Genomic DNA, 14,012 nt, shown 5'->3' with positions numbered 1-14,012 from the left:
TTAAATATTTTAATTTATATTACATAATATGGTAATTCAATCAATTTGATCTAAGATTTATGGAGTGATCTGTGTATTTGTTTACTTTTTGTAGGTAATGATGCGTAAATATGTGATTTATCGTGATTACCTACTACATGCACTTTACTATCTAAATTTGAAACTATATTTGTTGCTTCTTTTAAAATATTTAATTTAGTAATATTTTCGAACTCATTTTTAAAGTTATCTTTTAACTGTTCATTGAAAATTTCTTTTGGTAAATAAATTCCACCGGTAATAGTGCCTACCCCAGTATATTTAGATTTAGAATATAAAGTAGAGGCAATATTACTTGCTAGCTTTTCTAGATTTTTTGGCTCTAAAAAATTATTTATATTATCAGGATTTTCTTTAGAAGATTCAGAAACGATAGCTTTTAGCATCTGATTTATCATGTAAAAATCTTCACCTCTATTATCACCTTTATCAAAAAGTTTTTGTGATATTTTCTCGCTTAAAATATTTGCCAATAAATTACTCTTAATATTTTGTTTATTTGCAATATTTTCATATAAAGGGTTCAATATTTGTAATGGAGAATTTACATGATTTGTAATATGTTTATATTGATTTGTTCTAGGAGTAGCTAGGTTAGTAACCATATTCATAGGTAGTGAATTTAGTTTTTCTATAATATAGTCTTTAATCGTTTGATTTTCTTCATATAATCTTTTTACTTGTTGAACAAAATTTTTTTTACTAAATACATTTCTTTTTCCTTCAGCTTGTATTTGTAAAAATAATTTATCAATTGCCTTATCAATTAATTTTGCTTGTTGTTCTTTAATTAGTTGAGGTACTAAAGGAGGGATAGCCTTATCAAGATTGTAAGTATCAGTAAGTAGCATTAAATTATCAGGTAATTTAGCCTCTGCTAAATTAATATTTTTAAAATTACAATCTTTTAAAGAAGTGACTTTAGTTAAATCTGCATTTTTTAATGATACGCCTGAGAAGTCGATATTAGATAAATCGCCTACTAATATAGCTCCCTCTAAGCTGAATTTTCCATTTTGTATTTTATGTAAATTATTTCTAAGAGTAATTGCATCTATAGTTTTACCTTTAAAATCTTGTGATGGACTAAATACGTCTTTTAGTTTTTCAGTAGCATAGCTAAAACCTGCTTTTATAATATTCGGCAATTGCCCTTCCAAATAATTTGTTTTTTGAGCTAGAGTATATATAGCACTAGCAGCCTCACGATAATTACTTTTTTCAACCTCTTCTATAACTTTAACTAATTCATTAGGATGGTTTAACATTGATGGAAGTACATTATATAATTCTTTCTTATCAAGGTTATTTATACCTGGTATTTCTACTAAAGTTTTATCTAAAATACTTGCAAATATTTCTCTATTATTGTTTAAATATTTTTTAATTTCAGGATTGTCTTTAGTTAAAGCTATTAACTCTTTTGCCATTCCCGTATAATCACCTTGAATAAAATCTCGAAAAACCTTTTTTAATGATTCAGATTGATCAAGTAATATAGGCATTATGCTCGTTAGCTTTGTAACATCATTCGCTTCCAGACCATAATTTATAAGTTGTTGTTTTATAGTTTGGCTATTTTTTGCATCTTGTTCTAAAACTCCTGTAATTAAATTATCAAATAGACCTCCTTTACTTTGCTCTACTAATATATCTTTTAATTTAAATGAAGGATCATTAAGGGCGGAGATTATATTACCGGTTAAACTCATATAATCGCCTTTATTTAAGTCTGCAATAATCTCATGAGCAACTTCCGGTTTTGACATAACTTCGCCTACAATACTAAGCATTTGTTTATCAAAATTATATTCTTTTGTTACGCTTTGTACGCTAGGAGTATTTTCAATAATACCTAAAACAATATTTGGTAAGATTGTTTTATTATTAGCAAAAAAACTTTTTAATTTATCATCACCAGCTACCATTTCTAAGGATTTCTCAAGAGATATCATTACACCTTGATTTGGAGCATTAAGAGTATCAAAAATCTCTTTTGTCTCAGGCATTTTATTTAATAAAGTAGGAATAATATCTAAAATTTTAAGATCAATTTTGTAGGTTTCAAAATGTTCTTTTAAGAAAGGTTTAGCTTGTTCTTTTGCTTCTTCTAAGAAATTTTCAATAATTATTTGTTTTTCAGGAGATAACTTATTAAATCTTTTTAGAGTATTAGGATTGTTTATATTTTTAGCCAGTTCTTGCTTAAAATCAGGATGTTCATTAAATATTTTTAATAAATTTTTCTTTTCGGGTTGTTGTAATATATCATCAAAAGTTTTTATATAATCGCTTGGAAGTATTTCAGTTGCTCCTGTACGTATGTATTGCGTAATATCTTCACTCTTTTCGTTAAAGAATTTTTGGAAGTTTTTATCGGTAACCAGCATATCTAAAGTCCTAGAAGTCACTTTATTCCAGTCCGGTAGCTCTTGCTTTACTTCAACTGCAATTTCTTGAAGTTTTTTAAGTACTTGTTCATTTTTAAAACATTCTTTTAGTATTTCGAGTCCCTTTGCATCTAAAGCACTCTTATCTTGAAATTCTCTAAAGCCCGCATTTGCTAAGATTTGACCTATTTTAGGCAAATCATCCGAATGTTTTTTTAAAAATTCCCATATTGGAGATTTTTTAAGAAGTGCTTTTTGAAATTCCGGATCAAGATATATCTTAGAAGAGTTAGCAAACCTAAAAAGATTATAAGTATTTACAGGATTAGTTAAAGCAAATCTTGCTCCGAGTAATATCGTTCTTAAGCTTATACTCTTTCTTAAGCTTATACTCTTTGAAGATAATAAGTCCTGCATTGCACTATTTAGTACTTTATTAGCTTTAGAAGAAGATAAAACTTTTTCTACAACTTTTTGATAGTTTTTATTATTTATAACAGCCATAAAATCACTCGCTAATGTTTAAATATTCTAAATCTATTTTAAAAAATTTTTAAAAATAAAGATCAGGTATTTTTAATTTTTTGTTATTGTTAATATGTATACTTCGACACAACATGTTCAGCATAAGTGCTATCTGAGTATATTATTTAGCCTCCGCTGTGGCGTCCATCTCAGTGAATACTTCTTCCCATGAACCGGTAGTCGCTGCTTTTGAATATTCAGTTGTTCTATTTTCAAAAAAGTTCGTATGTTCGACTCCGTTTAGCATTTCATCAAGCCAAGGAAGGGGGTTATGATTTACCAAATATACATCTTTGAGTCCTAGCTGCATTAAACGACGGTCGGCAATATAACGAATATATTGTCTTACTTCATATGCCGTTAATCCCTCAATACCGCCAACTTCAAAAGCAAGTTCAATAAAGGCATCTTCAAAATGCACAATAGTCGTACAAGCTTCATAAATACGTTTACGTAAAGTTTCTGTCCAAACTTCAGGGTTTTCTCTTACAAAAGTCTTAAACAGAGTAATAATTGAGTTAGTATGAAGTGTTTCATCACGCACTGACCAAGCAATAATCTGTCCCATACCTTTCATTTTATTAAAACGAGGGAAATTAAGCATGATCGCAAAAGAAGCAAATAGCTGTAATCCTTCAGTAAAAGCTCCAAATACTGCGAGTGTAGTTGCTATATCTTCTTTGGCATCCACTCCGAATTGCTGCATATAATCATACTTGTCTTTCATTTCCTTATATTTAAGAAATGCTGAATATTCTACTTCCGGCATACCTACCGTATCAAGTAAATGTGAATATGCCGCGATATGTACCGTTTCCATATTAGAAAATGCTGATAACATCATTAATATTTCAGTCGGTTTAAATACTCGTGAATAATGCTTCATATAGCAATTATTCACTTCAATATCTGCCTGTGTAAAAAAACGAAATATTTGCGTTAATAGATGTTTTTCCCCTGGAGTTAAGTTATATTTCCAATCTTTAACATCGTCGGCAAGCGGTACTTCTTCCGGTAGCCAATGAATTTTTTGTTGAGTGTGCCAAGCTTCATATGCCCATGGATATGAAAACGGTTTATAAATTGGACTTGCATCAAGTAGTGACATAATTTTTCTTCTTTTAATTTTTCTATTTCTTCTTTTGAAAGCTTAGTATATTTAATTATTTTCTCGATCGGCTCATTATCCGCTAACATTTCTTTTGCTATTTCTGTATTTCTTCTAGTTTCTCCAATTTCAATACCCTCAGCTTTCCCCTCATTATATTTACTTTTTTGATTTAACTCTTCCGTTTGAGTAGCAAGCATCGCTTTAATATAATTATCATATTCTGCTTCGCTCCAGTTAAATTATTCAATAGTTTTATAAACTGATAATGCTATTTTCATCTTTTGTATGTTGCGGGGGTTCTTTTGCTCTATCGAATTTAGCCATCATATATAACCAATCATCTTCTAAGCTTTCTAACTCATCTGCTTCTTTGGTAAATTTGTCTAATTCAACAAATACGCAAGCATTTAAGTTGATGCTTACCGTTGCCGACATTAATAGTTTGATGATAGCTAATACATTCTTTTTCCTCGGGCAATGCCTGAAATCCAGAAATAATTACTACCATTACTACAGGAGCTAGATCAACATATTCTTGTCCTCTTTTTAATTGCGAAGAAAATGCTATACAACTGTAAAATGATACTCTTGCTAAAGAAGCATCGGCATAGCCGTCTTGCATCTCAACAATATAAATATTGCCGGAGTTATCTCGAACTTTTAAGTCTACTATACTCCTTTTATTCTGCCCTAAATCCAGCGCTTGTTCGTTTGAAATATATTCAAGGTTGATAATCCTTAACTCTTCAAGTAACCTCATAATATATTGAGAAAGCCTAGTCACCTTGTTTTATCCGTAAACAATTTTTTAAATGCTACATCATTTGTTGGGTCTAAATATCTTTGCATAGTTATACTTACTGACAAGCTAAGCATTCTTCGTAGTTACCGGCTTCTGCTAACTTATCGTTTTGTTCCTCTAAATCTTTAAAATCGGCCTTTAATACGTCATGCGAGACCTTATCGGCTCGCTGTATTGATGTCGATCTACAGTAATATAAACTTTTTACCCCTTTTGTCCAGGCTTTAAAATGAATATTATTTAAATATTTCTTACTAACATTCCCCGGTAAAAAGATGTTTAAAGATTGTGCTTGCGTAATGTAAGGAATACGATCGCTTGCCAGTTCAATTAGCCAATTCTGATCAATTTCGTAAGCGGTTTTGAAAACCTGTTTTTCTTCTTCGGATAAAAATGTTAAATGTTGTACTGATCCTTCATGTGTTGCAATCGAAGACCAAACTTGATCATTATTAAATCCTTTCTCCTCTAATAACTTTTCTAAATGTTTGTTACGCACGTTAAAAGAACCGGTTAAAGTCTTTTGTACAAAGCTATTAGCGGCAAACGGCTCTATTCCGGGTGAGGCATTACCTGCTATTACCGAAATTGAGGCGGTAGGTGCTATTGCGGTTTTATTGCTAAATCGTTCATTACTTCCTGCATCTAGAGCATCAGGACATGCTCCTTTTTCTTTACCGATTTCTATTGAGGCTTTATCAGTTTCAGCAGATATATATTCAAATATTTTTTTATTCCAAACTTTTGCCATCACCGATTCTATCGGTACTTTTTTCATTTGCAAAAATGAGTGGAAGCCCATTACGCCAAGTCCAACGCTGCGCTCACGTAAAGCCGAATATTTAGCTCTTGCCATAGTATCCGGTGCTTTATTAATAAAGTCTTCTAAAACATTATCAAGGAACAACATAATAGAATGGATAAATTCTTTATCGTCTTTCCACTCTTCGTAATACTCTAAATTTAAAGAGGAAAGGCAGCAAACAGCAGTTCTTGACTTGCCTAGATGGTCAATTCCTGTCGGCAATGTAATTTCGCTACAAAGATTAGACATTTTAACTTGAAGCCCTAATTTTTTATGATGCTCAGGGATAGATTTATTAACACTATCGATAAATAACAAGTAAGGCTCACCTGTTTCTATTCTAGTAGTTAATAACTTAACCCATAAATCTCTTGCTCTAACTTTATTTACGACTTTTTTGGTAGCAGGACTAACAAGGTCAAAATCCGTATTGTTTTCAACTGCTTTCATAAATTCATCGGTTATAGCTATACCGTGATGAATATTAAGAGCTTTACGGTTAACATCCCCACCTGTAGGACGTCTTATATCGATAAATTCTTCAATTTCAGGGTGATTAATAGGCAAATATACAGCCGATGAACCTCGTCTAATAGAACCTTGCGAAATAGCAAGAGTCATAGAATCCATTACTTTAATAAACGGTATAATACCAGATGAATGACCTTTATCACGAATCCCTTCATTAATAGCACGAACATTACCCCAATAACTGCCAATCCCGCCACCGCGTGCAGCAAGCCAAACATTTTCTGTCCATAAATTTACTATATCGTCTAAGCTATCATCGGTCTCATTCAAGAAGCATGAAATAGGAAGTCCCCTATCCGTCCCGCCGTTACTTAAGATTGGTGTTGCTGGCATAAACCACATTTTACTCATATATTCATATAACTTCTGAGCATGCTGTTTATTTTCGGCATAATAACTAGAAACTCTTGCAAATAAATCTTGAAAATCCTCACCTTGCATAAGATACCGATCTCGCAGAATAGCTTTACCGAAAGGAGTAAGTAAATTGTTATGGTTGTTGTTTATAGTGATTTGAAATTTATTTTTTTTAAACGTGTTCATTATAGGTACTAATGGGGTTGTAGGATTTATAATGCTTATTTTGAAAAAATGACACCATATTCAGTGTATAGAATCTTCACTTAAGTAGACACGAGAATAATAATTTATTCAATATAAATATTTATTTTTTTTTAGATTTTTGACTTGACACAAATCACTTTTGATTACTATATAAAATTGTTTGTACAAATTATACTTTCTTAAGGCACAACCAGTCTTATCCTGCGGAAGTAAGGCAACGTTGCGTGGTTCCCGGTTGCATTGTCGCGTAGACATAAGTTTAAGGATCGATTCCATCTCTGTCATCTCACGATCAAGTCACAGCGTAACAGAAAGAAAACCGATCCATGCAACAAGACCTTATCTATACGGGAATAACGTTAAATACATTCTCCATCATTCGTATTAAGAGACCTATCGGTGTAACCTCATCCTTATGTTCAACAATAAACGATGCAACAAACGTGGTGTGTCGGCTACTATCCAATCAACTTCTACAACATAATATCCTGGCTCTCTATCTGGAAAAGTTACTTCAATCATTTTAGAAGGAACTAATGTATGATCTCAGTAAGGACATTGATCAGAAAGTTCACTATAAATTTCGTCTCAATCATCGTGTTTCAGTCTATTTTCAAAGGTAAACTCTGCTTTTGTCATTTGCACTATATAACCGCAAGTGTTATGTGATACAGTATAATCCCATGCTATTGTAAGTTTTTTCTCACCTTCTAATGGTATAGTTTATCCAGTTAAACGTTGGATCTTTTAATTCCGCTCTTATTTCTTCATTAGTAGCATTTACCCAATCTGTATCATCTGTACGCCCAACATTAAGAATATGCCCATCTAGCGGTAGCGGTTCCCCTGCGACATCATTTCCAAAACGCTCATCACTCCCTTTCCCTGTTTCAAATTCGTTAAGTTTTCACTCTTCATCTACTAGCTTCTTATCTACACAAACTTTTCCCATTGTGTAAAGCGGGAATATTATTCGACCATGTTTTGGAGTTGGTGGATTGTGTTGTTCTTCATTTTTCATAAATTCGACCTTTATTCAAGTTAAAAATATTAAGTAACTACAAAATACTAAATGTAGTTATAGTAATATAAAACTTAAATTGTTTTTGATATTATAATAAAAATACAGCTTCATAATACTGGACAGCAATGTCTAGCACCCTAGGAGTCAATCCATGTAAGCAACAAAGTTAGAACCTAGGCTGAAGAATTTTGATTTTAAAGATTTTTTATTATATAGCCATGGCTGGGTTACGGTAATAGTGTCTTGAAACGTGCCGGCAGCAGTAAGAGGTTGTGACGGCAGACGTGCATATACGGTATAGTTTTTTGTGACCGGTTCAAGACCTAGTGTATAGGCTATCGGTAAATGTTACAGTACTACTAGTACCGTTACCGAGGATTTGAGTAAAACCGGCATCTTTATACAAATTATAATTCAGCTTACGTACCCCATTAATCATATTTCTTGGGTTATAAATATTAGCAGCTCCCGTACTAAAAGTTACGGTATAGCTAACAAGTAGTGATAATAAAGCACCACAAGTAACTGAAGCAATAACGGCAGTTGTGCTAATGGTACCGACATTAAAACTACCGAAATTTACGGTTGGAACTGACGGATTACATGTTGCAAGTAACGCCATAGCATTTCCTGACATAATCATGTTGATTAATAATATTATTATTGATTTCTTGACATTGCTTAAAAAGAATTTGTCATACCGTGGTGGTCAAGCCACGGTATGACAACGGAGCGTTTTTAGTCCACACAGGAGTAACAATAAAGTCTTCATTTGCATGTTGCTTCGCCTAAATCAATTACAGGGTCATTTAAATCTCTATTAACCGGTACGCTAAAATGACAGCATTTATTATTCTCCTCATTCTCGTCACAAATAGAATCGTTTAATACTTCAAGATCTTTAATATATATCTTACCGTCATAGCCTACAAATATTTCTTCATCTAAACCTTCAATACTCACGTACTATCAAATACTGTCATTTCAATGCTTTTAATTATTTTAATATTAAAGTCTAATAATACCGCTGATTTTGTTCTTGGAGCAACTTTCAAAGCAATTTCTTCAAACTCTGTATTAAGAGGTAGATTTTCATCGTCTAGTCTTATTTCGGAAGGAACATATGGTGTTAAGTTAGGTACAAGCATTTTACCTTTATCATCGGTATCACCCGCTATTATTATAAACCCCGACATTCTTTAAACTATTTACTTGAATCAAAGCAAGACCTCCGTTAATCGGTCTTGTCTCATAATAGCTTTTATCAATAGAGAAAATTCCTCCTTTGATATTAAACTGTTTCATTATTTCGGTATCATTTTTCTGCAGATAAACTCCAATATCATTATTTTTACCGTTACGGTTAACTTGTACATTGTAATTTGTAGCTTTAGCTTTGATCAGGTTAGCATTATATCCCCATCCCATATTTGAAGTAATTGGCGAGGAAACACCAAGTTGCTTTGTATGATATTTATTTTGATATAAATCGGTCAATGAAATGCTTTTATTGGAATCTAAATTCAAGTTAAATGGTATATAGGCAAAATTATTTTTACGTTTACTGTTTAAATCGGTACCTATAGTAAAACTTAAGAAACCTTTTTTAGTAATATTTCTTTGATAAGTCGATGATAATATATTTGAGCGTTTACCTTTTTGCATTGTGTTATTTACGACAAAAGACAAAAAATTAACACTTATATTACCAAAATCGGTATTACCGCAACTAGCTGAAATCTGATAATTTAAACTTGAGAAAATCTTATCGGGATCGTTATATACGTTCTGATAATTACTATTATTCCAATCTAAATTACTATTAATATCAAAATATTCCGATTCATAAGTATAGCCGCAATTAATTCTTGGACAGCGACCGAAATTTTTGATATTGTTTGCAGCTGAAATGCCTATAATAAATTTCCGACTTTTAAATTATTACCCCTACTGCTCCATTATTTTTTAAAAATTCAAAATGTCCGCCGCTTGTTAAATAATCATTCATACCAAGCATATAATCAGTATTTAGAACTAAATATTTATAAGCACTGCTATATATAGTAAAATCTTGTCTTTGAAAACCTGCATCGTAAGAGAAATGTGAAAGCCCGGGACGTAATAAGCTCGGTGATGCGTAATAAGGAATAGTAATTGTCTAAACTTTACCGGTTATATCTTGCGTTTGAACTATTAAATCACCTCTACCGGTGATAACCGAAATATTGGTTATATCAAAATCCCCCATATGAGCTTTAGTATTATATATAGGTATACTATTTGAAAATATCTCTATACTGCTTGGAAGTTCTGATTTCCCTCTAAAATCCAGTAACGGATAGGTAACTAAATTCGGTCTAACTGCAAAATTAGTAGCATACTGAATACCGAATTAATATCATCATTTGGACTAAGAGTCACATCATAGTTTAAATATACCCCACTAATAAGTTTAGTATCGACGTTCTTCATAGGACCACCTGAAGCATCAAATGATTGAGGTTAAATTTTTCTGCTGGAACTTTTACAAAGTTTAACAATTTTACAAGGCTAGTTTAAGAAATGGTTATATTTAAATATGAATTGATGATATTTGCCCCACAGAATTTGTTTTGGTTTTTCTTTAAATTTTTATTTTTTACATTAAAATATAATGAATATAACCCAAATTAGCTATAAATAGATTCTTTATATAGAAAAATTACAAACAGATAAAGAATCTATTATAATTACCAAAAGCGATAGGCAAGTAGCACAAATATTACCTATAAATACTAAAAAAATCTCATTATTCGGTATGCTACAAAACAAAGCCGAGATAAAAGCGGATATATTAGAACCCGTAGAAGAAAAGTGGAATGCAGCACAACCTTGAAATACATCTCGTCTAGTATAATATCCGACAGTTTTTAAAAATCCCCCTGCGAAAGTGTTGGATTTCTATAAATATACTCACATAACCATTGATTATTTTCTCAATATCCAATAAAATCCTTTTTAAAATTTAAATATAAAAAGTATGTATAATACTGATGTTGTAATAATAGGTGCCGGTCCGGTTGGATTATTTGCAGTTTTTCAAGCAGGAATGCTTGGCATGAAGTGTCATGTTATTGATGCACAAGAAGTTATCGGCGGTCAGTGTATTACCCTATATCCTGAAAAGCCTATTTACGATATACCGGCATATCCTAAAATTGCAGCAGAAGAGCTAATAAAACAGTTAGCACTTCAAGCAGCTCCTTTTAACCCTATATATCATTTAAATCAGCAAGCTATAGAGCTAAATAAACAAGATGATTTTTTTGAAATTAAAACCTCAAAAAACACTCTTATTAAAAGCAAAGTTATTATTATTGCAGCAGGAGCAGGTTCATTCGGTCCAAACAAACCGTCCCTTGCGAATATTGAAGATTTTGAAAGCAAGTCAGTTTTTTATTTCATCAATGATAAAAGCAAATTTGCGGGTAAAAATATAGTTATAGCAGGCGGCGGGGATTCGGCTGTTGACTGGGCTATTGCTCTTTCAGATATTGCAAATAAAATATATTTAGTACATAGGCGGGATAAATTTACGGCAGCTCCTGAAAGCGTAAGGCAATTAAGGCATATTGCAGAAACCGATAAAATCGAGTTAATAACCGGTTATCAATTAAATGCTTTAGATGGTAATAATAGTGAACTTCAATCGGTTATAGTTAAAGATTTGCAAAATAATACTCGCAAATTGGATGCCAATATATTACTACCTTTTTTTGGTTTAAAACAAGATTTAGGTAGCTTAGCAAATTGGGGTTTAAATGTTAAGCTTCACCATATTGAAGTAGACTCTTCCTATTATCAAACTAATATAGAAGGTATTTACGCCATTGGCGATATTGCTCATTATGTTGGTAAGCTTAAGCTGATTCTTACGGGTTTTGCTGAAGCGGCAAGCAGTCTTCATCATGCTTATAGTAGAGTATTTGACGGCAAGGCTCTACATTTTGAGTATTCTACTACCAAAAATACGGGGAAAAGAAGTAAGAGCGTGACTAAATAAAGAGATCGTCATTGCGAGCAACCGTAGAGAGCGTGACAATCTCATGAAACAATAACAAACTCCTGAGATTGCTTCGTCAATTACTTACGTAATTTTCTTGCAATGACGTTAAAACCGAACGGAGACAAAAATAAGAGTGAATAATATAATTGACGGTAAAGCATTAGCCAATGAGATACTAGCAGACTTAAAGCTAGAAATTCAAGAACTTACAAGCCAAACCAACGCTTCACCGAAGCTTGCTATAGTCCTAGTAGGCGATAATCCGGCAAGCATTATTTATGTAAGACACAAAATAAAAAATGCACATAAAATAGGAATTTATACTTTATTAATAAATCTATCTGCTACTATTCATACTAATGATTTAATATCAAAAATCAATGAGTTAAACCTTGATAACGAGATTTCAGGAATTATAGTTCAGCTTCCTTTGCCAAGCTCCATAGATAAAAATAAAATTTTATCTGCAGTATCACCTTCTAAAGATATCGATGGTTTCCACCCTTTAAATGTCGGTTACTTACATAGCGGAATTAGTCAAGGCTTTATTCCCTGCACTGCTCTTGGTTGTCTTGCAGCTATAAAAAAATACGAACCTAATTTAACCGGTAAAAACGTTGTAATTATTGGACGCTCAAATATAGTAGGCAAACCTTTAAGTGCTTTACTGTTAAAAGAAAATTGCAGCGTTACTATTTGTCATTCTAAAACACACAATTTACGCTCTATTACTTCTAAAGCCGATATTGTCGTTGCTGCAATAGGCTCACCTTTAAAATTAACTGCAGAATATTTTAATCCTAAATCTATAGTAATTGATGTAGGCATTAATAGAATTAGCAGCAATAAAATTATCGGTGATGTTGATTTTGAAAATGTTCAGTCTAAAGTACAATATATTACTCCCGTCCCAGGCGGCATCGGACCGATGACTATTGCGTTTTTACTTAAAAATACGGTTAAGGCATTTAAGGATTCCTTATATACTCTTGATACGTAAAAAGTAGATAGACGACGCCAATTTTTCAAATTAAACGAGTATCTTATAAACATTTGCAAGTTCTACATAATGTCTTACATTATCTTGCATATATTCTAAATCTTGATCGGTTAAATATCTAACAAATTGTGCAGGGGATCCCATCCATAATTCTTGAGATTTAATTATCTTCTTTGGCAGGATAAGACTGCCTGCAGCAATAAAAGCATATTCTTCTATTACTGCATAATCCATTATCGTAGCACTCATACCGATAAAAGCATTATTATGTATTGTACAGGCATGAATAAGAGAGAGATGACCGATAGTTATATTATCGCCTATTTCTACCGGTCCGTTAAACCTTGAAGCATGAATTACACTACCGTCTTGTACATTAGTATTATTTCCTATTTTTATTGATTCAACGTCGCCTCTAAGAACCGTATTAAACCAAATGCTTGAATTACTACCTATTGCAACATCTCCTATTAAAGAGCTGCTTTCGGCAATATATGCACTTTTATCGATTCTTGGCGTAACTCCTTTGTAAGGGATAATGAGCATTAATTATAATCTACCCAAGAAATATTACCGTCTTTACGATAATAAACTATATTGATACGATCATTATTTATATTTTTAAATACTACTGCAGGTAAATCTTCTAAATCCATTTGCATTACCGCTTCTTTTACCGATAATTTTAATATTTCTACAGGCTTTTCAGCGATAATTGCCGGATTATCATTATCTTCAGCGTTAGAGGTTTCACTATCAGATTGCGGATTAATAATATATTTGGTACCTTCGTAAGCAATTTCTGATATTTTTACTTTACCTGCATGATGATTTTTGAATTTTGATTTATATTTTCTAAGCTGTTTTTCTAGTTTTGACATAGCTTTATCAAAAGCTACATATATATCACTACAACTATCATTACTTTTGACTATATTATGTTTACCGGAGCCATATTTTACTATAATATCACATTTAAAGTTAATTCCTTCTTTTGAAAAATGTATATCTATATTTATTATATCGGTAAAATATTTTTTAACGACTTGCGTAGCCCTCTCTTTTGAATATTCTTGTAAATTATTACCGATAGAAATATGTTGACCTGAAACTGAAATAATCATAAATAACCTTTATAATCTGAAATAATTAATATATAGGCGTTACTAAGTAACA

General features: G+C 32.0%; 12 protein-coding genes and 3 pseudogenes. 3 read left to right on the top strand and 12 right to left on the bottom strand.

Annotation, left to right across the window (positions count from 1 at the left end):
• Positions 1-50: 50 nt before the first annotated feature.
• The 10 genes and pseudogenes from RAF_RS03335 to RAF_RS09835 all read right to left on the bottom strand — a co-directional run bounded on the left by RAF_RS03335 (position 51) and on the right by RAF_RS09835 (position 9,456).
• Positions 51-2,933 (bottom strand): pentapeptide repeat-containing protein, encoded by a 2,883-nt coding sequence (locus tag RAF_RS03335; RefSeq protein ID WP_012719718.1) that lies wholly within the window; start codon positions 2,931-2,933, stop codon positions 51-53.
• Positions 2,934-3,075: 142 nt separating this feature from the next.
• Positions 3,076-4,062, bottom strand: coding sequence for a ribonucleotide-diphosphate reductase subunit beta (locus RAF_RS03330; protein ID WP_004995690.1), 987 nt, complete (start codon positions 4,060-4,062; stop codon positions 3,076-3,078).
• A gap of 255 nt (positions 4,063-4,317) precedes the next feature.
• A complete protein-coding gene (locus tag RAF_RS09325; RefSeq protein ID WP_010977276.1) occupies positions 4,318-4,500 on the bottom strand; it encodes a hypothetical protein in 183 nt (60 codons plus the stop codon).
• Positions 4,454-4,849 (bottom strand): PD-(D/E)XK nuclease family transposase, encoded by a 396-nt coding sequence (locus RAF_RS09320; RefSeq protein WP_012719717.1) that lies wholly within the window; start codon positions 4,847-4,849, stop codon positions 4,454-4,456. The genes RAF_RS09325 and RAF_RS09320 overlap by 47 nt, the downstream gene beginning before the upstream one ends.
• A gap of 73 nt (positions 4,850-4,922) precedes the next feature.
• The gene (locus tag RAF_RS03315; protein WP_012719716.1) at positions 4,923-6,746 is read right to left on the bottom strand and encodes a ribonucleoside-diphosphate reductase subunit alpha; all 1,824 of its coding nucleotides are present in this window, start codon (positions 6,744-6,746) and stop codon (positions 4,923-4,925) included.
• Between the two features lie 724 nt (positions 6,747-7,470).
• Positions 7,471-7,788: pseudogene (locus tag RAF_RS10580) on the bottom strand (chitin-binding protein).
• A 147-nt stretch (positions 7,789-7,935) separates the two neighbouring features.
• Positions 7,936-8,434: pseudogene (locus tag RAF_RS03305) on the bottom strand (spore coat protein U domain-containing protein).
• Between the two features lie 125 nt (positions 8,435-8,559).
• Positions 8,560-8,754, bottom strand: coding sequence for a hypothetical protein (locus RAF_RS03300; RefSeq protein WP_041471864.1), 195 nt, complete (start codon positions 8,752-8,754; stop codon positions 8,560-8,562).
• The gene (locus tag RAF_RS03295; RefSeq protein WP_004995697.1) at positions 8,751-8,987 is read right to left on the bottom strand and encodes a fimbria/pilus outer membrane usher protein; all 237 of its coding nucleotides are present in this window, start codon (positions 8,985-8,987) and stop codon (positions 8,751-8,753) included. Before RAF_RS03295 ends, RAF_RS03300 begins: the two co-directional genes overlap by 4 nt.
• Positions 8,959-9,456 carry a hypothetical protein gene (locus RAF_RS09835; protein ID WP_234943933.1) on the bottom strand — a complete coding sequence of 166 codons (498 nt, stop codon included), beginning with the start codon at positions 9,454-9,456 and terminating at the stop codon, positions 8,959-8,961. Before RAF_RS09835 ends, RAF_RS03295 begins: the two co-directional genes overlap by 29 nt.
• 1,018 nt (positions 9,457-10,474) lie before the next feature.
• Here RAF_RS09835 and RAF_RS09830 point away from each other — a divergent pair.
• The 3 genes and pseudogenes from RAF_RS09830 (at position 10,475) to folD (ending at position 12,836) form a co-directional block, all read left to right on the top strand.
• A complete protein-coding gene (locus RAF_RS09830) occupies positions 10,475-10,666 on the top strand; it encodes a type II toxin-antitoxin system Phd/YefM family antitoxin (RefSeq protein WP_234943936.1) in 192 nt (63 codons plus the stop codon).
• Between the two features lie 144 nt (positions 10,667-10,810).
• Positions 10,811-11,817: pseudogene (locus RAF_RS03270) on the top strand (NAD(P)/FAD-dependent oxidoreductase).
• Positions 11,818-11,969: 152 nt separating this feature from the next.
• On the top strand, positions 11,970-12,836 hold the full coding sequence (folD, locus tag RAF_RS03265) for a bifunctional methylenetetrahydrofolate dehydrogenase/methenyltetrahydrofolate cyclohydrolase FolD (RefSeq protein WP_004995703.1): 867 nt from the start codon (positions 11,970-11,972) through the stop codon (positions 12,834-12,836).
• Positions 12,837-12,866: 30 nt separating this feature from the next.
• On the opposite strand, the gene RAF_RS03260 is transcribed toward folD, so the two are convergent.
• Complete coding sequence (locus tag RAF_RS03260) at positions 12,867-13,382, bottom strand: gamma carbonic anhydrase family protein (protein WP_012719713.1); 516 nt, start codon at positions 13,380-13,382, stop codon at positions 12,867-12,869.
• Positions 13,382-13,960 (bottom strand): ribosome hibernation-promoting factor, HPF/YfiA family, encoded by a 579-nt coding sequence (gene hpf, locus RAF_RS03255; RefSeq protein WP_012150829.1) that lies wholly within the window; start codon positions 13,958-13,960, stop codon positions 13,382-13,384. Before hpf ends, RAF_RS03260 begins: the two co-directional genes overlap by 1 nt.
• Positions 13,961-14,012: the final 52 nt, after the last annotated feature.

This window comes from Rickettsia africae ESF-5, from assembly GCF_000023005.1.
Lineage (GTDB): Bacteria > Pseudomonadota > Alphaproteobacteria > Rickettsiales > Rickettsiaceae > Rickettsia > Rickettsia rickettsii.
Note: the sequence above shows the minus strand (reverse complement) of the source record. Positions and strands in the feature narration are given on the sequence as shown.